Below are 24,439 nucleotides of genomic sequence, written 5' to 3'. Positions count from 1 at the left end.
GATCGCTTTTGCCAAGCGTCGATTAGGTTGAGGCCATGAGCGTACGTTTCGGGGTGTTCGTGCCGCAGGGCTGGAAGATGGACCTGGTCGAGATCGCCGACCCGGTCGAGCAGTACGAGGCGATGACCCAGGTGGCCCGGGTGGCCGACGCCGGTCCGTGGGACGCGGTGTGGCTCTACGACCACTTCCACACCGTGCCCGAGCCGACCGACAACTCGGTCTTCGAGTGCTGGACGGCCACGTCGACGCTGGCCCGGGACACCAGCCGGGTGCGGATCGGGCAGATGGTCGGCTGCAACGGCTACCGGCAGCCGTCGCTCTACGCCAAGATCGCGTCGACCGTGGACGTGGCGTCCAACGGCCGGCTCATCGCCGGTCTGGGTGCCGGCTGGTACGAGCACGAATGGAAGGCGTACGGCTACGAGTGGAAGGACGTGCCCCAGCGGATGGCCGAGTTCCGCGAGGCCGTCGAGATCATCCATAAGATGTGGACCGAGGACCGCCCGACCTTCCAGGGCAAGCACTACTCGATCGACGCGCCGATCAACATGCCGCGCCGCCGGCCGCAGTTCTGGCTGGGCGGCGGCGGCGAGAAGGTGACGCTCAAGCTGGTCGCGCAGTACGCCGACGGCTGCAACGTGGGCGGCGGCGACCCCGAGGTGGTGGCCCACAAGCTGACCGTGCTGCGCGAGCACTGCGACCGGCTGGGCCGCGACTTCGACGCCATCACCAAGTCGACGACGATCGAGCTGGACCTGAACGAGTCGACCGCCGACACGATCGCCCGGGTCGAGAAGGTCGTCGAGGCCGGCGCCGACTACGTCCTGTTCTACATCCCGCGGGTCGCCTACGACCACGCGCCCCTGCTCCGCCTGGCCGAGGACCTGGTCCCCCAGTTCCGCTGAGCGGGCCGGCGCCCCCACCCGCTCATCCTTCGCCCTCTTGAGCCACCCTGTATAGACAAGTTAGGGTCGCGGGCATGGATGAGCTAGCGCGCTACGCGCGATGGGACGGGGCCGGCCGGCCGTTCGCCGTCGTCACCGCCCCCCGGCCGCGGCCCGGCGCCGGCGAACTGCTGGTCAAGATCGATCTGGCCACCGTCTGCGGCAGCGACGTGCACACGGTGGAGGGCAAGCGTCCCGGTCCGGCGCCGGCCGTGCTCGGGCACGAGCAGGTGGGCACGGTCGTCGAGGCCGGGGCGGGCGCGCCGGCCCGGGCGGGTCAGCGCATCGTCTGGTCGGTCACCCGGTCGTGCGGGAAGTGCGACCGCTGTCGCCGTGACCTACCGCAGAAATGCCTTCACCTGCACAAGTACGGGCATGAGCCGCTCGACGAGACCCGACCGCTCACCGGCGGGTTCGCCACCCACTGCCTGCTCGGCCCCGGCACCGCGGTCGCCGAGGTGCCCGCCGAGGTCCCGGACGAGGTGGCCGCCCCGGCCGCCTGCGCCACCGCCACGGTCATGGCGGCGGTGGCGGCCGCCGGCGAGATCGGCCCGGGCGACCGAGCCCTGGTGACCGGAGCCGGGATGCTCGGACTGACCGCGACCGCCGTGCTGGCCGAAAGCGGTGCGCATGTCGTCGCCGCCGATCCCGACCCGGCGCGGCTGGAGATGGCCCACCGGTTCGGGGCGAAGGAAGTCATGACAAGTTCGGCGGCTGTTCGCGACATCGAGGTGGCGATCGAGCTCTCCGGAGCGGCCGCCGCGGTCGGGGACGCGCTGGCCTCGCTGACCATCGGGGGCACCCTGGTGCTGGCCGGCTCGGTCTTCCCCGGCCCGGCGGTCGCCGTCGATCCGGAACGGGTCGTACGCGGACTGCTCACCGTGACCGGTGTGCACAATTACCGGCCGGCCGATCTGCGGGCCGCGGTCGCCTTTCTCGCGGCTCACCATCGGCGCTATCCGTTCGCCGAACTGGTCGCCGGCCGCTATCCGCTGGACCGTCTCGGCGAAGCCTTCCGCGACACCACCGCGCCACGCCGCGGCGTCGCGCCCTGAACCGAGGTCTCCTCAAGCCACCGCGGCCCGCGACAGCCTCGACGCCCGGGTGTTCGTCATGGTCACCGTGGCGATGTCGGGACGGTAGCGGTCGTCCGACCACTCGATCGGCGCGCCGGTCGAGTCGGTGGTCAGACGGCGCTCGCGCAGCAGCGGGGCGCCGACCGGCACGCCCAGCAGGCGTGAGTCGGTCGGGTCGGCGGCGACCGCGTCGAAGGTGTGCCGGGCAGCGTGCACGTCGACGCCGCGGTCGATCAGGTAGGCGTAGATCGATCCGGCGTTGAGGTCGGCGTCGAGCAGCGGCCGGCCCACCGCCTCCACATAGCTCATGCGTTCGAGCATCGCGGGCCGGCCGTCGAGCAGGCGCAGCCGCAGCAGCTGGACGGCCAGCTCGTCCGGCTCGATCTGCAGAGCCGCCGCCACCGTGGGCTCGGGGCGGCGCAGGGCGATCTCCTGCAACTGCTGGCCGGGTTCGTGGCCGGTGATGACCGCGCGCAGCGTGAACGACAGGAACGACTCGAACGGCTGCGACGGCACCGCGTCGAGAACCACCGGCCGCTTGCCCTGACCGCCGCTGATCAAGCCCTCCTCACGAAGGGTGGCCAGCGCCTGCCGGACCGGGCCGCGTGAGGCCGCGAACTCCCGGCACAGCTCGGCTTCGGACGGGAGCGACGCACCGATCGCCAGTTCCCCGCCGCGGATCCGATCCCGCAGTCGCGCCGCCAGTGTCCGGTGCAGTGGTTCCGTCACGGGTTCGGACTATACAAGCAGGCTCAGCCACCCTCAATACGACGGTCAGCACAGGTGAACTCCCGATGACTTGTCAATACAAGTTGTTGACCCTGGACCGCCACGGCTGCCACGGTGACTCCCGTGGATGCCACTTCGGTCGATGTAGCCATCGTCGGCGGCGGAATCGTCGGTCTCGCCCATGCCGTCGAAGCCGTAGCCCGCGGCCTCTCGGTCACCGTCATCGATCGCGACGAGCGCGCGGTCGGCGCTTCGGTGCGCAACTTCGGGCATGCCTGCATCACCGCTCAGACCGGTGAGGCGCTCAGCTTCGCCCTCGCGGCCCGCGACACGTGGCTGCGCCTGGGACGGGAGGCCGGCTTCGGCGTCGCGGAGTGCGGCACGGTCGTCATCGCGCGATCCGCCGAGGAGTCGGCGGCTCTCGAGGAACTGGCCGCCCGACGCGGATCGGACGACGTCGTGCTGCTGACCGCGGCCGAGGTGGCCGCGCTGGTCCCGGCGCCGGCCCGGTCCGGCGCTCTGTTCCCCCTCGATCTGCGCGTCGACCAGCGACGGGCCGCCGGGGCGCTCGCGGACTGGCTGACCGACCGGCCCGGCGTCCGGATGCGCTGGTCCACTCCCGTGCTCGGCGTCGAGCCCGGTGTGGCGCGCACGGCTCGCGGCGACGTGCGCGCCCGGCAGATCGTCGTCTGCGCCGGCCACAACCTCGACCGATTGCTGCCCGAGGTCGCCGACGAGGCCGGGATGCGGCGCTGCGTCCTGCAGATGCTTCAGCTGCGCGCGCCCGGCGTGCGGATCGAGCCCGCCGTGCTCACCGGCAGTTCGATGCTGCGCTATCCGGCGCTGTCGGCGACCGCCGGCGCCGCCGCCCTGCGCGAGCGCTGGGCGCGGGAACGCCCCGATCTGCTCGACGCGGTTGTCAACCACATGCTCACCCAGCTCCCGGGCGGCGACCTCGTCGTCGGCGATACGCACGCCTACGCCCGCACGCCGGAACCCTGGAACGAAGAAGCGCTCGACGACCTCCTGCTCGCCGAGACGCGGGCCCTGCTCGACACCGGTCCGCTCACCGTCGTACGGCGCTGGCGTGGCGTCTATGCCAGCGCCGAGGGCGAATTCCTCCGGGCCCGGGTCGCGCCCGGGGTCACCGCCGTCGCGGTGACCTCGGGGATCGGCATGACCACAGCTTTCGGCCTCGCTCCCGCAGTTCTCGACTCCCTTTAGGAGACCACCGCCATGAAACTTCGCCTTTTCGTCGCCGCCCTGGTGCTGGCCCCGTTCGCCCTCACCGCCTGCGGTGGTGGCGAAGCCGCCGGGAACGCCTCGCCGACCTGCCCCAACGGGGAGATCCGGTTCGGCGTCGAGCCCTTCGAGGATCCCGCCAAGCTCACCCCGGCCGCCGAGGCGCTCGGCGCAGCGCTGGAGAAGAAGCTCAACTGCCCGGTCAAGGTGCAGGTCACCGAGGACTACTCGGCCGAGGTGCTGGCCATGCAGAACGGCAAGCTGGACATCGCCATGTTCGGGCCGCTCGGCTACGTCTTCGCCAGCAAGCGCGCCAAGGCCGAGGCCGTCGCGTCGTTCGCCGACGCGAACGGCAAGCTATCCTCCTACACGGCCGGCATCTGGGTGCCCAAGGACTCCGACATCACCGGCATCGCTCAGCTGCGCGGCCGGTCGCTCGCGCTGTCCTCGATCGGCTCGACCTCGGGCGACGCGCTGCCGCGCAAGGCGCTCAAGGACGCCGGCATCGAGCAGAAGGACCTGAAGCTCAACTACGCCGGCGGCCACCCGGAGGCGCTGCTCGCGCTGATCAAGGGAGCGGTCGACGCGGCCGAGATCAATTCGCAGCAGCTCGCCACCGCGACCGCGTCGGGAACGTTCGACCAGGCGAAGTTCCGTCAGGTCTGGACCTCGGCGCCGATCCCGAACGACCCGATCACCGTGCGCGGCGATCTGGACGCCGCGTTCAAGACCGCGCTGAAGGACGCTCTGCTCAATCTCGAGCCGACCGCGGTCAAGGAGATCGGCGCCCTGCTCGACGTCGACCCGGCCGGCCCGCTGGTCGCCGTCGACCAGTCGACCTACCAGCCGCTGTTCGACCTGGCCGACACCCTCGGTCTGACCGAGAAGGACGTCTGATGCTGCGGCTGACCGGGCTCGCCGTCCGCTACGGCGACCGCGAGATCCTGCGGGGAATCGACATCGAGGTCGCGGCGGGCGAGCTCCTGGCCGTGCTCGGCGCCAACGGATCGGGCAAGTCCACGCTGCTGCGTGCCGCCGCCGGACTGGACCCGGTCTCGCGAGGATCGATCACGGTGGCCGACAGGCAACGCCGGACCATGGACATTGCTCTGGTCTTCCAGAAGATCCACCTGGTCGGCCGCCGGTCCGCGCTGGACAACGTCTGCGCCGGGGCGCTGGGCCGGCTGCCGCTGCGCCGGTCGCTGACCCCGGCGCTGTTCCCCCGCGACGTCCGCGAGGAGGCGATGGCTTGCCTCGACCGAGTTGGTTTGGCCAACCGGGCCCATGACCGGGCCGGCCGCCTCTCCGGCGGTCAGCAGCAGCGGGTGGCTATCGCCCGGGCTCTCTGCCAGCGGGCGCCGGTCGTGCTCGCCGACGAGCCGGTCTCGGCGCTCGACCCAGCCGCCGCCGAGCAGGTGCTGGCGCTGCTGGCCGAGCTCGCGCACGGCGAGGGACTGGCTGTCCTGGCCGTCCTCCACCAACCCGACCTGGCCCGGCGGCACGCCGACCGGATCGTCGGCCTGCGGGACGGCGCCGTGGTGCTGGAGGGCGACCCTCGGCAGCCGGTGGACGGGCTCTACGCCGACCGCGAGCCGGAGGCAGTCCGGTGAGCGTGCTCGAAGCACCGCGGGCCCCGGTCCCGCCCAAGCCGCGCAATCCCCGTACGGTCCTCGCCGGCTGGGTGGCCGGAGCCGTCGTCGTGGCGGTCCATGTCATCGCCTGGCGGGCCACCGACATCTCGATCGCCGACCTGGTCGACGGCTGGCAGGGCATGGCCGACTTCCTCGCCGAGGCGGTGCCGCCCGATCTGTCGCCCGGGCTGCTGCGGGAGAGCGCCGAGGCCTCGCTCGTGACGCTCTGGATCGGCCTGCTCGGCACCACCCTCTCGGTTCCGCTGTCGCTGATGCTGGCCCTGCTCGCGGCGCGTGGCACCAGCCCGGCCGGTTGGATCTACCAGATCACCCGCGGTCTGCTGTCGTTCCTGCGTGCGGTGCCCGACGTGGTGTTCGCGCTCATCTTCGTCACCGCCGTCGGCCTCGGCCCCTTCCCCGGCGTCCTGGCGCTGGTCACCCACAACGTGGGAGTGATGGGCAAGCTGTGGGCCGAGACCCTCGAGGACGCCGACCCGGGCCCGGCCACGGCCCTTCGCTCGGCCGGCGCCGGGCGGATCCAGGTGGCGGCGCACGCCCTGCTGCCCTCGGTGATGCCGCAGATGGTCGGACTGCTGCTCTACCGCTTCGACGTCAACGTGCGGTCTTCCCTGGTCCTCGGGCTGGTCGGTGCGGGTGGCATCGGATTCCTCATCAACCAGTCCATCCAGTTGTTCCAGTTCGACCAGATGCTGACCCACATCCTCGTGGTCCTGGTTCTGATCATCGCCGTCGACCGCTTGTCCGCCGTCGTCCGCCGCCGCCTCGCCCCCGCAGGAGCATCATGATCGCCCTCGCCGCGCTCGACATCGCCGGAACCACCATCGAGGAGGGTGGGACGGTCTACCGGGTCCTGGCCGAGGTCGTCGCCGAGCACGGCGCCCCGGCCTCCGACGACGACCTCCGGCGCTGGATGGGCGCCGACAAACGGGCCGCGCTGGCCGCCCTGACCGGTGACCCGGCCGCGACCGAGCACCTGCACGACCGCTTCGTCACCAGGCTCAACGCCGCCTACGCGGAGGAACCGCCGGTTCCGGTGCCCGGAGTTCCGGAGGCTCTGGCCACGGTCCGGCGCGCCGGGGTACGGGTCGCACTCACCACCGGATTCGACCACGCCGTCACCGACCCGCTGCTGGCCGCCGTCGGCTGGCGGCTGGGCGAGCACCTGGACGCCGTGGTGTGTGCCGACGACGTCCCGGCGGGTCGCCCGCGCCCCGACATGATCCAGCGGGCGATGCGCCTCACCGGGGTCACCGACCCGCTGTCCGTGCTCACCGCCGGTGACACGGCGCTCGACATCCGGGCCGGGCACGCGGCGGGCGCGGGCTTCGTCGTCGGAGTGCTCAGTGGCGCCCAGCTTCGCGCCGAGCTCGACCGCGAGAAGCCGACCCACATCCTCGACAGTCTGCGTGACCTGCCGTCCCTGGCCATCTAGATCAGATCGGGTTGGGGGTCTCCTTGGTCAGCAGGCGGCGGTTCTCGTCGCCCGAGCTGACGGCCAGGGCCCAGCCCTTCACCGACGACACCAGCCGCGCCTTGGTGACGGTCTTGCCGCGGGTGGCGTCGGGGCAGGGCTGGCCGGCGCCGGGTGGCACGGAGGTGCCCGAGACGCCGAAGCGGGGGCCGGTGAGCCAGAAGCCGGCCAGCTTGCCGGCGTAGCCCCGGGCGGCTGCGCGGCCGGTGGCCTGCACGGCCGCGTTGCGCAGCTCGTAGCGCCCGAACTCGCGGTAATGCGTCACCGGGAACGCCTTCTTGCCGCAGGCCACCGAGTACGTGTCGTTGGTCCAGAAGTCGTGGTCGAAGACCAGCCCGGACGCCTTGGCCGCGAGCGCCGCGTCGGTCCAGCCGAAGGCCTTGAGCACGTCGCCCCGGCCGACGTAGCCCTTCATCGTCTGGGGGTCGTAGGTCACCGCGGCCGACGCGGGAGCGGCGGCCCCGACGGTGGCGACGAGCGCCGCGCCGACGGTGGCGAGACGGAGAAGTGCGTTCATGTCTGACTCCTGAGCTGCGGGTTTCCACCAGAACCAACGATCATGGGTACGGAAGGGCGCGGCGTGCCCGCTCCTGCTCGAGCTCGCGCCGCCCGGCCTCCCGGTCGCTGATGTCCCGCAGGAACGCGTGGAAGCCGCCCTCGGTGCGCAGCAGGCTCATCTCGACCGGGACCTCGGCGCCGTGGCGGTTGCGGGCGGTCAGCTCGACCCGGTTGCCGACCAGCGTGGAGACGCCGCCGCTGTGCATGCGGGCGAGCCCGGCGGCGTGCGCGGCCACGAAGCGCTCGGGAATGATCAGGTCGGCGACCGCGCACCCGACAGCCTCGATCGCCGAGTAGCCGAACAGGTGCTCGGCGGCCGGGCTCCAGCCGGTCACCACGCCGTAGGTGTCGACCGCGACGTGCGCGTCGGGCACGTTGTCGAGCAGGTGGCGCAACCCTCGCGTGGTGGCCGCCAGCTCCCGTTCGCTCGTCCGCAGCGCGATCTCGGTCTCGGCCGCGGCGGCCAGGTCCTCGATGAGCAGCAGCTCGCGGGGTTCCCAGTCGCGCGGGCGGTCGTCGAGCACGCCGAACGCCCCGAGCGGATAGCCGTCGGGGCTGCGGACCGGGAATCCGGCGTACGCGATGACGTCCTCGGCCACGGCCGGGTGGCGGGCCACCCGTTCGTCGGCGCGCGCGTCGCAGATCAGCAACGGCGCGTCGGTGTCGACGACGATCAGGCAGAAGGTGCGCTCGGGCAGCGGGCCGGACTGCCCGGCGACCGTACGGCGGTCGGCTCCGACCAGGGACACCACCGCGGAGGACGCCCGCACCTGGTGGGCGGCCGTCCGGGCGAGCCGGTCCAGCGACGGGTACGGGCCCTCGTGCAGCATCCCGGTGGCGCGCAGCCGCAGCAGGCGGACGGCGTCGCTCAGCCGGCCGTCCGCACCGGTCGTGCCCACTGTCGCACCCACTCCCTCCGCTTCGGCCGGAAAGCCGCCGGGCTGAGCGAGGACACGGAACTCGTCGCGCAGCCCTCTTGTCACCTACGGAATCAGTGGGAAGATGGCTGCCAAACAGTGGAGATCCTGCGTCTGGAGATCGCGTGACCGCCAAGAACGTGCTGCACAACTTCATCGGCGGCGCCCCGGCCGCGCCCGCCGAGGGACGCTACGAGGACCTGATCGACCCGGCCACCGGCGAGGTGTTCGCGTCGGCCCCGGTGTCGGGCAAGCCCGACGTCGACAAGGCGATGGAGGCGGCGTCCTCGGCGTTCGAGAGCTGGCGGGAGACCACACCGAGCGAGCGGCAGCAGGCGCTGCTCAAGTTCGCCGACGCGGTCGAGGCGCGGGCCGACGAGCTGGTGCGGGCGGAATCGCAGAACACCGGCAAGCCGCTCGGCCTGACCGCCAGCGAGGAACTGCCGCCGGCGATCGACCAGCTCCGGTTCTTCGCGGGCGCCGCACGGCTGCTCGAGGGCCGTTCCGCCGGTCAGTACATGCGCGGTTTCGAGAGCTATGTGCGGCGCGAGCCGATCGGCGTGTGCGCGCAGGTCACGCCCTGGAACTACCCGCTGATGATGGCGGTCTGGAAGATCGCCCCGGCGCTCGCGGCCGGCAACACGGTCGTGCTCAAGCCGTCCGACACGACGCCGGTCACCACCGTCATGCTGGCCGAGATCGCGGCCGAGTTCCTGCCCGCGGGCGTGTTCAACGTGGTCGTCGGCGACCGCGACACCGGCCGTCAGCTGGTCACCCACAAGACCCCGCAGATGGTGTCGATCACCGGGTCGGTGCGCGCCGGCATGGAGGTCGCCTCGGCCGCGTCGGCCGATCTCAAGCGCACCCACCTCGAGCTGGGCGGCAAGGCGCCGGTCGTGGTCTTCGACGACGCCGACATCGCCGCGGCGGCCGCGTCGATCGCCGAGGCGGGCTATTTCAACGCCGGGCAGGACTGCACCGCCGCCACCCGGGTGCTGGCCTCGCCGCGGATCTACTCGGACTTCGTGGCCGCGCTGAGCGAGGCGGCCAAGAGCACCAGGACCGGCGCCGCCGACGACGAGGACGTGCTCTACGGCCCGCTCAACAACGCCCGCCAGTTCGACCGGGTGTCCGGCTTCGTCGACCGCCTGCCCGACCACGCCTCGCTCGACGCGGGCGGCGCGCGGGTCGGCGAGCGCGGCTACTTCTACTCCCCCACGGTCGTCTCGGGCCTGCGCCAGAGCGACGAGCTCATCCAGGACGAGGTGTTCGGCCCGGTCATCACGGTCCAGCAGTTCACCGACGAGGACGAGGCGGTCGCCTGGGCCAACGGCGTGGAGTACGGCCTGGCCTCCTCGGTGTGGACCAAGGACCACGGCCGCGCGATGCGCATGACCCAGCGTCTCGACTTCGGCTGCGTGTGGGTCAACTGCCACATCCCGCTGGTCGCCGAGATGCCGCACGGCGGCTTCAAGCACTCCGGCCACGGCAAGGACCTCTCCGTATACGGCCTGGAGGACTACACGAGGCTCAAGCACGTCATGCATGCGCTTTAACGGCGTCGCTTCGCTCCGCGTGGCAATCGCCTTGTAACCGGTGAGATGGCACGCGATTTCCCGCCGTCAGCAAAGAGCGCTGCCGTCGGAAAATCGAGTGCCATCTCACCGGCGGCGATTGCCGGTTCTGGTCGTTCCCCAGCGCAAACCCCGGCGCGATCAGCGTTCCTGGAGGTCCCAGGGGCTTCCGTACGCGGTGAGCAGGTCGAGGAACGGGACCGGGTCGAACGCCTCGGGGCCGAGGACGCCGGCGCCCGTCCAGGCGCCGGTGGCGAGCAGTTCGAGGGCCACGATCGGGTTCACGGCGGTCTGCCACACGACGGCCTGGGCGCCGTACTCGCGCATGGACCACTCGTTGTCGACCAGGTGGTAGAGGTAGACCTCACGCGGTCCGCCGTCCTTGCCGGTGCCCTTCACCCACGTACCGGCGCAGGTCTTGCCGGACATCCGGTCGCCCAGCGTGGCCGGGTCGGGCAGCACCGCCGCCACGACGTCGCGGGGTGACACCTCGACGCCCTTGACCCGTACCGGATCGGTCTTGTCGAGGCCCAGTTTGCGCAGCGTCTTGAGGACGTCGATGAACTCGCCGCCCAGCCCGTACTTGAAGGTGACCTTGCCGGCGTCGACCCAGCGCGGGATCAGCAGGACTTCCTCGTGTTCGACGTGGACACACTCGACCGGTCCGATGCCGCCGGGGAAGTCGAACACCTCGGGCTCGGCGAACGGCTCGGTCGTGTACCAGCCGCGCTCCTTCTCGTAGACGACCGGCGGGTTGAGACACTCCTCGATGGTCGTCCACACCGAGAACGACGGAGCGAACTCGTAGCCCTCGACGACCAGGTTGGCCCCGTCCCGGACGCCGATCTCGTCGATCCGGTCGAACAGGTGCTCGGCGGCGTACCGGGCGAAGATGTCGGAGAGTCCGGGCTCGACGCCGATGCCGACCAGGGCGAGCCGTTCCTCCTGCAGCCAGGCCGGCTCGGCCGCGAACTGCTCGTCGCCGAGCTTCACCCCGGTCTGCCGGTACGGGTCGGTCGGGTGCGGGCGGGACAGCGACATGGCCATGTCGAGGTAGTGCGCGCCGGCCTGGAAGGCGCCTTCGAAGACCGGCATGACGAAGCGCGGGTCGACGGCGTTGAAGACATGGGTGATCCCGTGCTCCCGGCAGAGCTCGGCCACGGCGTCCCGGCTCGAGGCGTCGATCTTGGCCGCGACGAAGCGGGCGTCCCCGGTCGCCGCGGCGGCCCGCTGGGCCCGCCCCAGGTCGTAGTCGGCCACCACGAACAGATCGAAGAAGGGGCGGCGGGCCGCGATGACGGCCGCGGCGGATCCGACACCGCCCGCTCCGACGGCGAGGATACGCATGCTGACCATACCTTTCGGACATTTAGGATCGCTGATCACTGAAACCGTGCGTGCAGAGCCTCCGCGCCACGGAAAAGCTTGTCAAGAGCGATCAACTCTGCGATAAACGCAGGGACGCGGCGCGGCTCGGGCCGCCGTCCCGGGAACGGATTCCCTTGATCAGCGGGAACCGGACGAGTGATTCCATTGCCGTCCATCAGCGCGAAAGGCAGAATCGCGGCGTGACGGCGGACCTGGCACTGGATGACATCAACAAGCAGATCATCGAGCATCTGCAACGCGACGGGCGGATGTCCTACGCGACGCTGGCCAAGACCATCGGGCTCTCCGAGGCGGCCGTACGCCAGCGCGTGCAGCGCCTGCTCGACGGCGGCCTGATGCAGATCGTGGCGGTGACCGACCCGCTCACGCTCGGCTTCGCCCGGCAGGCGATGGTCGGGCTCAAGGTGACCGGCGACCTGCGGGCCATCGCCGACGAGATCGCCCAGATCCCCGAGGTCGACTACGTGGTCATCTGCGCGGGCGGTTTCGACCTGCTCGTCGAGCTCGTCTGCACCGACGACGAGCACCTGCTCGACCTGCTCAACGAGAAGGTCCGCGCGGTCAAGGGAGTGCTCGCCTGCGAGACGTTCATGTACCTGAAACTCGCGAAACAGACCTACGCGTGGGGCACCCGATGATGCCGTCCTTCTGGCTGAGCACCCTCGACCCGGTGACGCCGCGGCCGCCGCTGGACGGCGACCGGTCGTACGACGTCGCGATCGCCGGGGGCGGCTACACCGGACTGTGGACGGCGTACTACCTGGCGCGGACCGCGCCGCACCTGTCGATCGTGGTGCTCGAGGCGGAGTACTGCGGGTTCGGCGCCTCCGGCCGCAACGGCGGATGGGCGTCCGGGCTGTTCCCGGTCGGCGAGGCCAAGCTGGCCCGCCGGTACGGGCCGGAACGCGCGCGGGCGATGCACGCGAACCTCGCCGACGCGGTCGACGAGGTCGGCCGGGTCGCGACGGCCGAGGACATCGACTGCCACTACGCCAAGGGCGGCACCATCTCGCTGGCCCGCTCCCCGGCCCAGTTACGCCGGGCCCGGTCGGCGCCCGGGTTCCTCGCGGCGGCCGAGGCCAAGGCCGTCTGCAACGCCACCGACGTGCTCGGCGGCGTCTACAGCCCCGACTGCGCGGCGCTGCATCCGGCCCGGCTCGTCCGCGGGCTGGCCGACGCGGTCGAACGGCTGGGCGTGACGATCCACGAGGGCACCCGCGTCCTCTCCCTCGAGCGCGGTTCCGTGCGGACCGACCACGGCACGGTGACCGCGGGCACCGTGGTGCGCGCCCTCGAGGGCTACACGGCCCAGTTGGCCGGCCACCGCCGCGCGCTGGCCCCGGTCTACTCGCTGATGATCGCCACCGAGCCGCTGCCCGCCTCGACCTGGGAGCGCATCGGCCTGGGTCGCCGGGAGACGTTCACCGACGAACGCCACATGATCATCTATGGCCAGCGCACGGCCGACGACCGCCTGGCCTTCGGCGGCCGCGGCGCGCCCTACCACTTCGGGTCGCGCATCGAGCCGTCGTACGACCAGGTGCCCGAGGTCTTCGACAGCCTGAGCCACACGCTGGCCGAGATGTTCCGCATCCGCCCCGCGATCGCATACCGCTGGGGCGGCCCGCTCGGCATCCCGCGCGACTGGATGCCGTCGGTCGGCCTGCGCGACGGCGTGGCCTGGGCCGGCGGCTACGTCGGCGACGGCGTGGCCGCGGCCAACCTGGCCGGCCGCACCCTGGCCGACCTCATCGCCGGCCACGAGACCGCCCGCACCACGCTGCCGTGGGTCGGCCACCGGTCCCGCCGGTGGGAGCCCGAGCCGCTGCGCTGGCTCGGCATCAACGCCGCCCTGCGCGCGACGACCCTGCGCGACGCCCTCGAGAAGCACCCCGCGCCCGCGCGATAATTCCTGCGCCGCAAGCCCGGTGCCGCATAGGCTGCGCGGCGACACTCGTACCTCGGAGGAGCTGAGAGATGCCCGGTCGCACCCGCACGCGCTGACGCCTGTCATCGCGTGCTGCCTCGAGTCGCGGCACGTTCCCGCCCGACCGAGGGATCCGTGTGCCCACTCTCCGGCGTAACTCCGACTTCCGTTCTCTCTGGGCCGGTCAGACCGCCTCCCAGCTCGGCGAGCACACCAGCCTGGTGATCCTGCCGCTGCTCGCGGTCCTGACGCTGGGCGTCGGTGCCGATCACCTCGGCGTCCTGCGGGCGGTCGGGCAGGCCCCGCATCTGCTGCTCGCCCTGCTCGCCGGCGTCTGGGTGGACCGATGGCGGACCCGTACGGTCATGGTCCTGGCCGATCTGGGCCGGGCCCTCGCGCTGACCGCGGCCGCCGTGGCCGCCCTCCTCGGCGGTCTCGGCCTGCCTTTGCTGCTGGTCGTGGCGTTCGCGGTCGGGGCCCTGTCGGTGCTCTTCGACGTCGCCTATCAGAGTTCCCTCGTACGTCTGGTCACGCGCGACCAGCTGTTGCCGGGCAACAGCGCGATCGAGGGCAGCCGGTCGGCCGCACAGACGGCCGGTCCCGCGCTCGGCGGGGCGATGACGTCGCTGCTGTCGGCCCCGGTCGCGGTGGGGTCCGCCGCCCTCGTCTTCGTCGCGTCGGCCCTGTCCCTGGCCCGGATCCGGCACCCCGAACCCCGCCCGGACCGGGCCGGCGAGACCCGGCGGATCCGGGCCGGCCTGCGTTTCGTGGCCCGGGACCCGCTGTTGCGCGCGATCTGCCTGGCCTCGGCCGCGTTCCAGTTCTCGCTGGCCGCGACGATGACCACGTACCTGGTCTATCTGCCCCGGCACCTGCACCTGTCCGGGGCCGAGGCCGGGCTGGTCCTGGCCGCGACCGGCCCGGGCGCGCTGGCCGGTTCGCTGCTGGCCGCCCGGCTCCCCCGCCGGCTCGGGTACGGCCCGGTGATCGTCGCGGCGGCGCTGCTCGGCGACGGCGTGCTGCTCCTGGTGCCCGCGCTGCCGGCCGGGCCGGGGCTGACGGTCGCCGCCCTGATCGCGATCAACCTGGTGTTCGGCGCGTTCGGCCAGCTGGTCAACGTCACCATCATGGCCGTACGGCAGTCCGTCACGCCGGCCGCGGTGCAGGGCCGGGTCACCGCGACGATCACGTTCGCCGGGATGGGCATGGCGCCGATCGGTTCGCTGGCCGGTGGCCTGCTGGCGAGCCAGTGGGGACTGCGCCCGGCCCTGCTGGCCACCGCCGCCGGGATGCTGCTGTCGCCCGCCCTGCTGGCCCTGTCGCCGCTGGCCCGGCTGGGCCGCGACCTCCCCCGGCTCAGCGAGGAAGTGTCTGCGTCAGGTTGATGACGTTGCCGTCGGGGTCGTGGATGTGCGCCACCCGCTCGCCCCAGGGCATGTCGTTGGGCGGGCCGAGCACTTCGCCGCCGGCCTTCTCCACGCGGTCCAGCAGCGCGTCGACGTCGGCCACGGCGATGCTGACGGCAATGCGGGCCGACGGCGGGTGCTCGGTTTCCGGCTCGTTGACCAGGCCAAGCTCGGAATCGCCGACCGTGTAGGCGACGTAGAAGACGTCTCCGTCGGCCGGGTAGCGGCTCTTCTCGACAGCGCCGAACACCCCCTGATAGAAGGCGCGCTGCCGGTCGAAGAACGGCGTGGCGATGATCGTCTGAATGGTGGGCACGAGGACCTCCAGCGGGTCGATCGGTCGGAGTCACGGGGTAGGACCGGCCGACGGGCCGAAACTCATCGGGCGCCACCTTCGTCGCACACGCTACGTTTCCGGGATGATTGCTTCCGTTCGCGGGCAGTTCTAGCGTTATGTGGCCGGATTCCGAAGGGTCACCATCAGGTTTGACGGAAGGTGTGAACCGGCTCGATTTCGCCACTCAGGACCTCGGCGCGGCGCACGACATTCTGCGGCGGATGTACGTCGGTCACCGGTTCCGGCTCCACCGGGCCGCGCGGCGGTTCAGCTATCAGCACGAGTCGGTCGACGCCGGGCCGGTGCGGGCCGCGCGGGTCCGCTACACGATGGACGTCTCCGTCCAGTTCGAGCCGCAGGACAGCCTGACCTTCGTGGCGCTGGCCGGCGGCAGCGTCGAGACCCGCGACGGGCGCGAGGTGACCCTCACCGGCCCCGGTGACGTCCTGCTGCACCGGCCCGGGCGGCCACTGACCAGTTTCTGCCGGAACTTCGACATCTTCAGCCTCGTCCTCGATCCCGGCCTGGTCGCCGATGTGGCCGCTGCCCGGACCGGCATCGACCGGGCCGACTTCCGGTTCGAAGGGGTGACACCCGTCTCGCCCGGGCTCGGCCGCTACTGGCAGGAGACGATGTCGTACGTGCACCGGTTGCTGGCCGGCGCTCCGGAGCCGCTGCGCAGCCCGCTGGCGATCAGCGCGGCTGCCGAGCTCGCCGCGTCGGCCGCGCTGGTCGCCTTTCCCAACGCGGCGATGACCGCGCCGCACCGGCCGGCTGTCGGGCCGGCGCCACCGGCCTCGGTGCGCCGGGCCGTGTCGTACATCGAGTCGCACGCCGGCGACCCGATCACCGCGGCGTGGATCGCCGAGGCCGCCCGGGTCAGCCCGCGGGCCCTGCAGGCGGCTTTCCGGCGGCACCTGGACACCACGCCGATGGCCTACCTGCGACGGGTCCGGCTGAGCCGGGCCCACCGCGACCTGTTGACGGCCGATCCGACCCGGGGCGACACGGTCGCGGCGATCGCCCGGCGCTGGGGATATCTCAGCCTCGGCCACTTCGCGACCGACTACCGGGCCGCCTACGGCCGCTCGCCCCGCGACACTCTGCGCTACTGAGGTTCGAACGCGGGACGAGAACGGGCCGCACTCAGAGAAGCCGTCCGGCGCGGACCGGGGGCGGCAGGGGGGTGGTCGCGCCGGTGGCCCGGAACGCCTCGAGCGTCAGGGCCGCGAAGCGCCGCGCCGCCGCCCCGCGGGACTCAGGCGGCACGGCCGGCAGGGCCCGGCCGGCCAGGAGCATGAGGCGGGAAGCGGCGGTAGAGCGTGGCCGGCCCGACCTCGGCCCGCCGGGCGATCTCGCGCATGGGCACGCCGAGGCCCCGTTCGGAGAAGAGCTCACGCGCGGCCTCGAGCACGCGGTCGCGGGGTCGACGCGGTCATCCGGCGGGGCACCCTGAGCGGCTTCGGCTTCCGTCCGGGTCTCATCCCGGGCAGCGAGGTGGCCGGGCGCGTCCTCGCGGTCGGCGACGGGGTCGACGCGTCGTGGATCGGGCGTCCGGTCTGGGCGTTCACCGGCGTCGGCGGCGCCTACGCCGAGCGTGCCGTGGTCCGGCTCGAAGACGTGACCGAGCTGCCCGACGGTCTGTCCCGGTCGACGCGGTGACCATCGGCTGCTCCGGGCCGGTCGCCCACTTCGGCCTGGCCCGCGCCCCTTTCCGGTCCGGTGAGTCGGTCCTGGTGCGGGGCGCGGCCGGCAGCATCGGCATCATGGCCGTCCAGTTGGCCGCGCGCGAGGGCGCGAGCACGATCGCCGTGACGACCTCCTCGGCCGAGCGCGGCAAACTGCTCCAGGACCTGGGGGCCACGGTCGTTCTCGACCGGTCCTGCGCCGGGGACTCCGTGGCCGAGTTCGACGTCGTCCTCGACGTGATCGGCGGGCCGGACGTGCCGCTGGTGCTCGACCGGCTGGCCGACAACGGGCGCATGGTGGCGGCCGGGGTCGTCGCCGGCTTCCCGCCGCCCGACTTCGGCCTGGCGCTGGTGCGGTCGTTCCAGCGTTCCCGCTCGTACGCCAGCTTCAGCCTCGACACCGTGCCGGTCGAGGACCGGAACCGCGTCCGGGCCGACCACCTCGCCGCGGCCGCCCGCGGCCAGCTCCGATCGGTCGTGCACGACGTGCTCCCGCTCGACCAGGCGGCCGACGCGCATCGCCGGATGGACGCCGGCGAGGTCTTCGGCCGCATCGTGCTCACCGTGGGGTGAGCCGGCCGGGGTGATGCCGGGGTGATGCCGGGGTGATCAGGCCTCGGCTGTGCGCAGCGCGCCCCGGCGCTGGGCCCGGATGCCGGCCAGGACCGTGGCCACGAGAACGACGGTCACCAGGATGACCGACGCCAGGGGAGCCAGGAACTCGGCGATGCCGAGCAGGGCGACCAGCGGGATGACGGCGACCGGCCACGGCCAGGCCGAGAGCCAGCGGCCGGACGTGCCCATCATGACCATGGCCACGCCGGCCAGGTAGAGCGCCGTGCCACCGTGCAACGCCCAGCGGGCGGTGTCCCCGAGTTCGCCGGCCGGGTGCTCGACGAACTGCTCGATGCCGACCGCGGCGACGGCCAGGCCGATCACCAGGGGCAGGTGACCGTAGATGTAGGCGTCGGCGACCCCGGTCTCCTCGCTGTCGCCCTCCTCGACGAGCTCGCGTTTGCCGGCCGCGCCGCCCAGGTCGAAGTAGATCCACCACAGGGCGGCGATGGCGGTGAAGGCGATCGCGCCGGACACCACCGAGGCGGCGACCCAGTGCTGCTCGTGCACGCCCACCACGATGGACCGCACCGACTCGCCCAGCACCAGGATCACGAACAGCGCGAACCGGTCGGGCAGGTGGTCGAGGTGCAATGGGGTCTTGTCGCCGAGGCGGGTGGCCAGGATGGGCGCCGCGGCCTCGACGAGGATGCCGGCGCCCCAGAGGACGTACCGCGCTGTCCCGTGGACCGGCAGCGACGCGGTCCAGAGCAGGCCGGCGGCCAGCGCTCCGCCGATGTAGATGCCGATCGTGTGACGCGCCTCGGGAACATGGCGCCACGCCCGTACGTAAAGCAGCAGGAGAAGGACGCGGGTGCCCAGGAAGCACAGGGCGAATGCGGTGCCCTCGCTGCCCGTGGCGCCCAGCGCGGCAGCGGCCATGCCGACGACCGCACCCATCGCGGCCAGCTTGGACAGCCGGTAGAGGATGTCGTTGGTGTCGAACCTGTTGGCGTAGAGCGTGATCGTCACCCACGACCACCACGTCACGATCAGAAGCCCGACGAAGGTCGCGGCGCCGCTCAGGTTCAGATGGTCGGCGAAGCCGATGGCCAGCTGGTCGATGACCAGTACGTAGGCCAGATCGAAGAAGAGCTCGAGCCGGGAGGCGCCGCGGTCCTCGCTGGTCCGCAGGCGGGGTGGCCGGATGAGGGGGGCGGGCCGGTCGTCGGTGGTCACGGGCCCGCAGTTCCCCGTCACGCGAAGGGCCACACCCCGCCAAGGGATGTGGCCCGCACGCGGAGCAGGTGACTAGCGACGCACGATGATCGTGCTGTGGCCGCCGCGGTACCAACCGAAGTCGCCGCCGCGGTAGCTGTTGTACCAGCCGCCGTACCAGTTGTCGTTGTCGTAGCCGCCGTTCCAGTCCTCGACCGTCAGGACGTAACCACGACGGCTGTGGCCGAAGCCGACCCGCTCGCAGTCGTAGTCGTCCCAGCGGTCCCGCCACTCGCCGAGGCGGCCGACGCGCTCGCAGGCACCCCGGGAGCGGAAGTAGCCGACAACCTCGTCGTCGTCGTAGCCGTAGTAGGCACCGGCGGTGTTCTGCGTGGTGCCCTGCGGCGCGGCGGGAGCGGCCTGGGCCGGGCCCGCACCGATCGCGACGGCAGCGCCGAGTCCGAGACCGGCAACGGCGAGGAGCCGAGCAACGCGGTTCATCTTGAAAAACCCCTTTCGTCATGACGTCTTGCGGAATGAGTTGATCATCCCGTTCACGTGATGGATGGGGCTTTCGCTTTAGGTAACCCGTTCGTGTCACCGGAAATTCGTGGGCGGTAGGTTCGCCTCGACAGACCGGCATCGGTTCCCGCTGCGGATCGGGCCGGGTGACTGCTGGATGGAAGTGGTGAGGCATGCGGCTGCATGTCGGCTGTGCCATGTGGACACACAAGGCCTGGCAGGGCACGATCGCCGGCCCCGGGCCGGACAGGCTGGCGGCCTACGCGGGCTGGTGCAACGCGGTCGAGGGCAACACGACGTTCTACGCCACGCCCGCCCGCGACACCGTGACCGGCTGGGCCCGGCAGACCCCCGAGGACTTCCGTTTCGTCCTCAAGGTGCCGCGCGTCGTCACCCACGACCGGCGCCTCACCGGCGGCGAGGCGGAACTGCGGGCCTTCCTGGACGCGATCCAGCCGCTCGGCCCCCGGGTCCACGCGCTGTGGATCCAGCTCCCGGCCTCGTTCGGCCCGGCCGATCTGCCGGCTCTGGAAATGTTTCTGCGCCACCGGCCCACGGGCTACCGCTACGCCGTCGAGGTGCGGCATCCGTCCTTCGCCGACGACCCGGCGCCGCTGGAACAGCTGCTCACCGAGGCCGGCGCCGAGCGGGTCCCCTTCGACACGAGCGTCATGTTCGCGACCCCACCCACCAGCGACGCCGAGCGCGACGCGTGGTCCAAGAAACCCCGTCTCCCGGTACGCCCGCGGGCGCTCACGGACCACCCGATCGTCCGCTATCTGGGCCGCGACGACCCGGCCCGCACCGTCGAGGGCTGGCAGCGCTGGCTGCCGGTGGTGGCCGGCTGGCTGCGCGAGGGCCGCTCCCCCACCGTCTTCATCCACACCCCGGACAACAGCGGCGCGCCCGCCCTGGCCCGCCGCTTCCACGCCGAGGTGGCCGCCCTGACCCCCGGCCTGCCCCCACTGCCCGAACCCGAGCCGGTCGGGCCGCTGACGCTGTTCTGAACGACCCGAGCGCCGTACACCGGACAGCCGTGAGCCCGGCACCCCGGGAGGGGGCCGGGCTCAGGAACGGCTCAGAGCTGGTTCGACGCCTCGGTCAGCACCGAGCGCAGGATCTGCTCGATCTCGGCGAACTGGGTCTCGCCCGCGATCAGCGGCGGCGCCAGCTGGATGACCGGGTCGCCCCGGTCGTCGGCCCGGCAGTAGAGCCCGGCCTCGAACAGGGCGCCCGAGAGGAAGCCGCGCAGCAGCCGCTCCGACTCCTCCTCGTTGAACGTCTCCTTCGTGGCCTTGTCCTTGACCAGCTCGATGCCGAAGAAGTAGCCGTCGCCGCGCACGTCGCCGACGATCGGCAGGTCGCTCAGGCGGTCGAGGTAGGACCGGAACAGCTCGCTGTTGTCGCGGACGTGCTGGTTGAGGTTCTCCCGCTCCATGATGTCGAGGTTGGCCAGCGCCACCGCCGAGCCGACCGGGTGGCCGCCGTAGGTGATGCCGTGGGCGAACCAGTTGGTGCCCTCAAGGAACGGCTCGGCCAGGCGGTCGGAGGCAATCATCGCGCCGAGCGGCACGTAGCCGCTGGTCAGACCCTTGGCGACGGTGATGATGTCGGGCGTGTAGCCGTACTTGTTGCCACCGAAGTACTCGCCGAGCCGGCCGAATCCGCAGATGACGTCGTCGGAGACCATCAGCACGTCGTACCGGTCGCAGATCTCGCGGACCCGCTGGAAGTAGCCGGGCGGCGGCGGGAAGCAGCCGCCGGAGTTCTGCACCGGCTCGAGGAAGACCGCGGCGACCGTCTCGGGGCCCTCGAACTCGATGGCCTCGGCGATGCGGTCGGCCGCCCAGATGCCGAACTCCTCGAGCGACTGCGACTCGTCGGGACGGCGGTAGTAGTTGGTGTTGGGCACGCGCAGGGTCGAGGGCACCAGCGGCTCGAAGTCGGCCTTGATGGCCGGGATGCCGGTGATCGACAGGGCGCCCATCGACGTGCCGTGATAGGCGATCGAGCGGGAGATCACCTTGGTCTTGGCCGGCTTGCCGACCCGCTTGAAGTACGAGCGGGCGAGCTTCCAGGCCGACTCGACGGCCTCGGAGCCACCGGTGGTGAAGAAGACCCGGTTGAGGTCGCCGGGGGTCAGGTCGGCGAGCCGGTCGGCCAGCTCGACCGCCTTGGGGTGGGCGTACGACCAGAGCGGGAAGTAGGCCAGCTCGCCGGCCTGCTTGGCGGCGGCCTCGGCCAGCTCCTGGCGGCCATGGCCGGTCTGCACCACGAACAGCGCGGACAGGCCGTCGAGGTAGCGGCGGCCGGTGGAGTCCCAGATGTAGCAGCCGTCGCCGCGCACGATCATCGGGACGTCGGCCTTCTGATAGCTCGACAGCCGGGTGAAGTGCATCCACAGGTGGTCGCGGGCGTCGCCGGCCAGCTTTTCGTAGTCGGGTGACTGGAGGTCGCTCAAGGGGGGCTCCTGATGAATTAAAGAGTCGAGAAGGCTTGCTCGAGGAGGCTGAGGCCGCGATCGAGCTCCTCGTCGGAGATGACCAGCGGCGGCAGCAGCCGGATCACGTTGCCGTAGGTGCCGCAGGTGAGCAGCAGCAGACCCAGCTCGTGCGCCGCCTTGGCCACCGCGGCGGTGGAGGCGGCGTCGGGCGCCGGACCGGCCGCACCGTCCTCGCCGGGTATCACGACCTCGACGGCCAGCATCGCGCCCCGGCCACGGACCTCGGCGATCGCCGGGTGCTTGGCCGCGAGCGCCTCGAGCCGGGGCCGCGCGATCGACTCGATGCGGCGGGCCGCGGCGGCCAGGTCGAGCTCGCGCATCGTCTCGATGGAGGCGAGCGCGGCGGCGCAGGCGATCGGATTCCCGCCGTACGTGCCGCCGAGCCCGCCGGGGTGCACGGCGTCCATGATCTCGGCCCGGCCGGTGACCGCGGCCAGCGGCAGCCCGCCGGCGATGCCCTTGGCCGTGGTGATCAGATCCGGCTCCACGCCCTCGTGCGACGAGGCGAACCACTCGCCGGTGCGGCAGAAGCCGGTCTGGATCTCGTCGGCGATGAACACCGCGCCGGCGGCCTTGCTCCACGCCGCGATCGCCGGCAGGAAGCCCTCGGCGGGCACGACGAAACCGCCCTCGCCCTGGATGGGCTCGATCAGCACCGCGGCGACGTTGGCCGCCCCGACCGTCTTCTCGATCTGACCGATGGCGTACGCCGCCGCGTCCGCCCCACCGCGGCCGTCGCGCAGCGGATAGGACATCGGAACGCGGTAGATCTCGCCCGCGAACGGCCCGAAGCCCTGCTTGTAGGGCATCACCTTGGCGGTCAGGGCCATCGTCAGGTTGGTCCGGCCGTGGTACGCGTGGTCGAACACGACGACCGCCTGGCGGCCGGTGGCGTGCCGGGCGATCTTGACCGCGTTCTCGACCGCCTCGGCGCCCGAGTTGAACAGCGCCGACCGCTTCTCGAAGTCGCCCGGGGTGAGGGCGCCCAGCTCCTCGCACACGGCCACGTACTGCTCGTACGGCGCGATCATGAAGCAGGTGTGGGTGAACCGCTCGACCTGGGCCCGCACCGCCTCGACCACCCGGGGCGCGGCGTTGCCGACGTTGGTGACCGCGATGCCGGCGGCGAAGTCGATCCACTCGCGGCCGTCCACATCGGTCATCGTGCCGCCGCCGGCGGTGCTCACATACGACGGGATCATGCTGCTGACCCCGCGCGCGACGGCCGCGGACCGGCGTTTGTGCAACTCGGCCGACGAGGGCATCACTCAACTCCTTCGGGCTTCAGGACCCGATCATTTCACTGATTCCGTCGCATGCAAGAGTCGCGACAACTATTTCCGTGCTTCGTCACAGGAAGACCGGGTCACGAGTCGAAGCCCAGGCCGACCTTGTAGAGCGTGCGCAGCCACAGGTTGCGACGGCCGTCGTGGCGGTCGGCCCGGGCGATCGACCAGCGGGTCAGCTGGATCACGCCGGAGCGCACCGGTTCGGGCGGGAACGGCACCGGCTTGCGGCGCACCATCGCGAGCGACGTGCGTTCGGTGCGCTCCCCGCTCAGCAGGTCCAGCATCACGTTGGCGCCGAAGCGGGTCGCCCCCACGCCGAGGCCGGTGTAGCCGACCGCATACGCCAGCTTGCCGCCGTGAGCCGTACCGAAGAAGCCGCTGAACCGGCTGCACGTGTCGATCACACCGCCCCACTTGTGCGTGAAGCGAAGGCCCTCCAGCTGCGGGAAGGTCTCGAAGAAGTGCTCGGCCAGCACGGCGAAGGTCGCCTCGCGCTGATCGTGCGCCGGGTTGATCCGGCCGCCGTTGTAGTACACGGCGTCGTAGCCGCCCCAGAGGATCCGGTTGTCGGCGGAGAGCCGGTAGTAGTGGAACTGGTTGCCGGCGTCGCCGATGCCCTGCCGGTGGCGCCAGCCGATCGAGGCCAGTTGCGACGGGGACAGCGGCTCGGTCATCAGCACGTAGTCGTAGACCGGCACGACGAAGTGCCCGAGGCGCCGCAGCAGCTTGCCGTGGGCGCCGGTGGCCAGCGCGACCCGGCCCGCGTCGAGCTGCCCGCGCCGGGTGCGCAGCCGCAGCCCGCCGCCGTGCGCCGCGATCCGCTCGACCGGCGAACGGTCGTAGAACCGCACGCCCAGCGACCGGCACGCCTCGCGCAGACCCCAGACCAGACGGGCCGGGTCGACCATCGCGCAGCCGTCGCGGTCCCAGACGCCGCCGAGGTAGGTGGGCGAGTCGACCTCGGCCCGGATCTGGTCACGGTCGAGGACCTCCCCGCCCCGCAGGCCGGCCAGCTGCCACTGCGCCGTGGCCACCTGCAACTCCCCCGTACGGGAGAAGTCGCAGTCGATGCCGTAGCGCCCGACCGTCGCCTCGATCTCGTCGAGGTTCGCCTGGCCCATTCTCGACAGAACGGGCATCTCCGCGGGAAAGCGACTCATGCCGTTGTCGTAGCCGTGGGTGAGCGAGGCGGCGCAGAACCCGCCGTTGCGGCCCGAAGCCGCCCAGCCGGCCGTGCCCGCCTCGATCACCACCACGTCGCGGGCGGGATCGCGTTCCTTGGCCAGCAGCGCCGTCCACAACCCGCTGTAGCCGGCGCCGACCACCGCGAGATCCGCGGTGTCGGCGCCGTCGAGCGGGGCGGCGGGGGCCGGAGCCCCCACCTGGGACAGCCAGTACGGCTCAGTGGCCGCGTCCTTCAAAGCATCCGAGGAAGATGCCAC

General features: G+C 71.8%; 27 protein-coding genes. 15 read left to right on the top strand and 12 right to left on the bottom strand.

Annotation, left to right across the window (positions count from 1 at the left end; genetic code table 11):
- The first annotated feature begins 35 nt into the window (after window positions 1-35).
- Window positions 36-905, top strand: a complete 870-nt coding sequence (locus tag HJC40_RS36920; protein ID WP_250008140.1) for an LLM class F420-dependent oxidoreductase — start codon at window positions 36-38, stop codon at window positions 903-905.
- A gap of 74 nt (window positions 906-979) precedes the next feature.
- Window positions 980-1,999 (top strand): zinc-binding dehydrogenase, encoded by a 1,020-nt coding sequence (locus HJC40_RS36915; protein ID WP_250008139.1) that lies wholly within the window; start codon window positions 980-982, stop codon window positions 1,997-1,999.
- Window positions 2,000-2,011: 12 nt separating this feature from the next.
- On the opposite strand, the gene HJC40_RS36910 is transcribed toward HJC40_RS36915, so the two are convergent.
- Window positions 2,012-2,749, bottom strand: a complete 738-nt coding sequence (locus HJC40_RS36910) for a GntR family transcriptional regulator (protein WP_250008137.1) — start codon at window positions 2,747-2,749, stop codon at window positions 2,012-2,014.
- A 123-nt stretch (window positions 2,750-2,872) separates the two neighbouring features.
- Here HJC40_RS36910 and HJC40_RS36905 point away from each other — a divergent pair, with 123 nt between their 5' ends.
- From HJC40_RS36905 to HJC40_RS36885, 5 genes are read left to right on the top strand one after another with little or no spacing between them, the layout of a single operon-like run.
- Window positions 2,873-3,973 carry a TIGR03364 family FAD-dependent oxidoreductase gene (locus HJC40_RS36905; RefSeq protein WP_250008136.1) on the top strand — a complete coding sequence of 367 codons (1,101 nt, stop codon included), beginning with the start codon at window positions 2,873-2,875 and terminating at the stop codon, window positions 3,971-3,973.
- A 12-nt stretch (window positions 3,974-3,985) separates the two neighbouring features.
- Entirely contained in the window at window positions 3,986-4,888 is a 903-nt protein-coding gene (locus HJC40_RS36900) for a phosphate/phosphite/phosphonate ABC transporter substrate-binding protein (protein WP_250008135.1), read from the top strand.
- Window positions 4,888-5,601 (top strand): phosphonate ABC transporter ATP-binding protein, encoded by a 714-nt coding sequence (locus tag HJC40_RS36895; RefSeq protein WP_250008134.1) that lies wholly within the window; start codon window positions 4,888-4,890, stop codon window positions 5,599-5,601. The genes HJC40_RS36900 and HJC40_RS36895 overlap by 1 nt, the downstream gene beginning before the upstream one ends.
- Window positions 5,598-6,428: a phosphonate ABC transporter, permease protein PhnE gene (gene phnE / locus HJC40_RS36890; protein WP_250008133.1), complete on the top strand. Its 831-nt coding sequence runs from the start codon at window positions 5,598-5,600 to the stop codon at window positions 6,426-6,428. Before HJC40_RS36895 ends, phnE begins: the two co-directional genes overlap by 4 nt.
- The gene (locus HJC40_RS36885) at window positions 6,425-7,075 is read left to right on the top strand and encodes a phosphonatase-like hydrolase (RefSeq protein ID WP_250008132.1); all 651 of its coding nucleotides are present in this window, start codon (window positions 6,425-6,427) and stop codon (window positions 7,073-7,075) included. Before phnE ends, HJC40_RS36885 begins: the two co-directional genes overlap by 4 nt.
- A gap of 1 nt (window position 7,076) precedes the next feature.
- On the opposite strand, the gene HJC40_RS36880 is transcribed toward HJC40_RS36885, so the two are convergent.
- Both HJC40_RS36880 and HJC40_RS36875 read right to left on the bottom strand, forming a co-directional pair.
- Window positions 7,077-7,631 (bottom strand): hypothetical protein, encoded by a 555-nt coding sequence (locus HJC40_RS36880; RefSeq protein WP_250008130.1) that lies wholly within the window; start codon window positions 7,629-7,631, stop codon window positions 7,077-7,079.
- A 40-nt stretch (window positions 7,632-7,671) separates the two neighbouring features.
- Window positions 7,672-8,655: a PAS domain S-box protein gene (locus HJC40_RS36875; protein WP_250008129.1), complete on the bottom strand. Its 984-nt coding sequence runs from the start codon at window positions 8,653-8,655 to the stop codon at window positions 7,672-7,674.
- Window positions 8,656-8,714: 59 nt separating this feature from the next.
- Between HJC40_RS36875 and HJC40_RS36870 the strand changes: the two genes are divergently transcribed.
- The gene (locus tag HJC40_RS36870) at window positions 8,715-10,145 is read left to right on the top strand and encodes a gamma-aminobutyraldehyde dehydrogenase (protein WP_250008128.1); all 1,431 of its coding nucleotides are present in this window, start codon (window positions 8,715-8,717) and stop codon (window positions 10,143-10,145) included.
- A 159-nt stretch (window positions 10,146-10,304) separates the two neighbouring features.
- Here HJC40_RS36870 and HJC40_RS36865 read toward each other — a convergent pair whose 3' ends face one another.
- Window positions 10,305-11,510 (bottom strand): saccharopine dehydrogenase family protein, encoded by a 1,206-nt coding sequence (locus HJC40_RS36865; protein ID WP_250008126.1) that lies wholly within the window; start codon window positions 11,508-11,510, stop codon window positions 10,305-10,307.
- Window positions 11,511-11,731: 221 nt separating this feature from the next.
- Here HJC40_RS36865 and HJC40_RS36860 point away from each other — a divergent pair, with 221 nt between their 5' ends.
- The 3 genes from HJC40_RS36860 to HJC40_RS36850 all read left to right on the top strand — a co-directional run bounded on the left by HJC40_RS36860 (window position 11,732) and on the right by HJC40_RS36850 (window position 14,864).
- Window positions 11,732-12,190 (top strand): Lrp/AsnC family transcriptional regulator, encoded by a 459-nt coding sequence (locus tag HJC40_RS36860; protein WP_250008125.1) that lies wholly within the window; start codon window positions 11,732-11,734, stop codon window positions 12,188-12,190.
- Window positions 12,187-13,461 carry an FAD-binding oxidoreductase gene (locus HJC40_RS36855; RefSeq protein WP_250008124.1) on the top strand — a complete coding sequence of 425 codons (1,275 nt, stop codon included), beginning with the start codon at window positions 12,187-12,189 and terminating at the stop codon, window positions 13,459-13,461. Before HJC40_RS36860 ends, HJC40_RS36855 begins: the two co-directional genes overlap by 4 nt.
- A 155-nt stretch (window positions 13,462-13,616) precedes the next feature.
- Window positions 13,617-14,864, top strand: coding sequence for an MFS transporter (locus HJC40_RS36850; protein WP_250008123.1), 1,248 nt, complete (start codon window positions 13,617-13,619; stop codon window positions 14,862-14,864).
- Here HJC40_RS36850 and HJC40_RS36845 read toward each other — a convergent pair.
- Entirely contained in the window at window positions 14,836-15,201 is a 366-nt protein-coding gene (locus HJC40_RS36845; protein ID WP_250008122.1) for a VOC family protein, read from the bottom strand. The genes HJC40_RS36850 and HJC40_RS36845 overlap by 29 nt on opposite strands.
- 182 nt (window positions 15,202-15,383) lie before the next feature.
- On the opposite strand from HJC40_RS36845, the gene HJC40_RS36840 reads away from it, so the two are divergent.
- Window positions 15,384-16,337 carry an AraC family transcriptional regulator gene (locus HJC40_RS36840; RefSeq protein ID WP_250008120.1) on the top strand — a complete coding sequence of 318 codons (954 nt, stop codon included), beginning with the start codon at window positions 15,384-15,386 and terminating at the stop codon, window positions 16,335-16,337.
- A 31-nt stretch (window positions 16,338-16,368) separates the two neighbouring features.
- On the opposite strand, the gene HJC40_RS45785 is transcribed toward HJC40_RS36840, so the two are convergent.
- Window positions 16,369-16,491 (bottom strand): hypothetical protein, encoded by a 123-nt coding sequence (locus HJC40_RS45785; RefSeq protein WP_284044228.1) that lies wholly within the window; start codon window positions 16,489-16,491, stop codon window positions 16,369-16,371.
- Window positions 16,481-16,636 (bottom strand): helix-turn-helix domain-containing protein, encoded by a 156-nt coding sequence (locus tag HJC40_RS36835; protein ID WP_374273607.1) that lies wholly within the window; start codon window positions 16,634-16,636, stop codon window positions 16,481-16,483. The genes HJC40_RS45785 and HJC40_RS36835 overlap by 11 nt, the downstream gene beginning before the upstream one ends.
- 23 nt (window positions 16,637-16,659) lie before the next feature.
- Between HJC40_RS36835 and HJC40_RS36830 the strand changes: the two genes are divergently transcribed.
- Window positions 16,660-16,884 (top strand): alcohol dehydrogenase catalytic domain-containing protein, encoded by a 225-nt coding sequence (locus HJC40_RS36830; RefSeq protein WP_374273618.1) that lies wholly within the window; start codon window positions 16,660-16,662, stop codon window positions 16,882-16,884.
- A complete protein-coding gene (locus HJC40_RS36825; RefSeq protein WP_250008118.1) occupies window positions 16,881-17,483 on the top strand; it encodes a zinc-binding dehydrogenase in 603 nt (200 codons plus the stop codon). Before HJC40_RS36830 ends, HJC40_RS36825 begins: the two co-directional genes overlap by 4 nt.
- A 36-nt stretch (window positions 17,484-17,519) precedes the next feature.
- On the opposite strand, the gene HJC40_RS36820 is transcribed toward HJC40_RS36825, so the two are convergent.
- Together HJC40_RS36820 and HJC40_RS36815 are read right to left on the bottom strand one after the other, a co-directional pair.
- Window positions 17,520-18,704 carry a low temperature requirement protein A gene (locus HJC40_RS36820; protein WP_250008117.1) on the bottom strand — a complete coding sequence of 395 codons (1,185 nt, stop codon included), beginning with the start codon at window positions 18,702-18,704 and terminating at the stop codon, window positions 17,520-17,522.
- A gap of 72 nt (window positions 18,705-18,776) precedes the next feature.
- Entirely contained in the window at window positions 18,777-19,184 is a 408-nt protein-coding gene (locus HJC40_RS36815; RefSeq protein ID WP_250008116.1) for a hypothetical protein, read from the bottom strand.
- Window positions 19,185-19,378: 194 nt separating this feature from the next.
- On the opposite strand from HJC40_RS36815, the gene HJC40_RS36810 reads away from it, so the two are divergent.
- Window positions 19,379-20,212, top strand: a complete 834-nt coding sequence (locus HJC40_RS36810) for a DUF72 domain-containing protein (RefSeq protein WP_250008115.1) — start codon at window positions 19,379-19,381, stop codon at window positions 20,210-20,212.
- A gap of 71 nt (window positions 20,213-20,283) precedes the next feature.
- Here HJC40_RS36810 and HJC40_RS36805 read toward each other — a convergent pair whose 3' ends face one another.
- The 3 genes from HJC40_RS36805 to HJC40_RS36795 all read right to left on the bottom strand — a co-directional run bounded on the left by HJC40_RS36805 (window position 20,284) and on the right by HJC40_RS36795 (window position 24,439).
- Window positions 20,284-21,666, bottom strand: coding sequence for an aspartate aminotransferase family protein (locus HJC40_RS36805; protein WP_284044227.1), 1,383 nt, complete (start codon window positions 21,664-21,666; stop codon window positions 20,284-20,286).
- Between the two features lie 17 nt (window positions 21,667-21,683).
- A complete protein-coding gene (gabT, locus tag HJC40_RS36800; RefSeq protein WP_250008113.1) occupies window positions 21,684-22,973 on the bottom strand; it encodes a 4-aminobutyrate--2-oxoglutarate transaminase in 1,290 nt (429 codons plus the stop codon).
- 101 nt (window positions 22,974-23,074) lie between these two features.
- The gene (locus HJC40_RS36795) at window positions 23,075-24,439 is read right to left on the bottom strand and encodes an FAD-dependent oxidoreductase (RefSeq protein WP_250008112.1); all 1,365 of its coding nucleotides are present in this window, start codon (window positions 24,437-24,439) and stop codon (window positions 23,075-23,077) included.

This window comes from Actinoplanes sp. M2I2, from assembly GCF_023544445.1.
Taxonomy (GTDB): Bacteria; Actinomycetota; Actinomycetes; order Mycobacteriales; family Micromonosporaceae; genus Actinoplanes.
The sequence above is the reverse complement of the archived record's forward strand: the minus strand, read 5'-3'. Positions and strand labels throughout refer to the sequence as shown.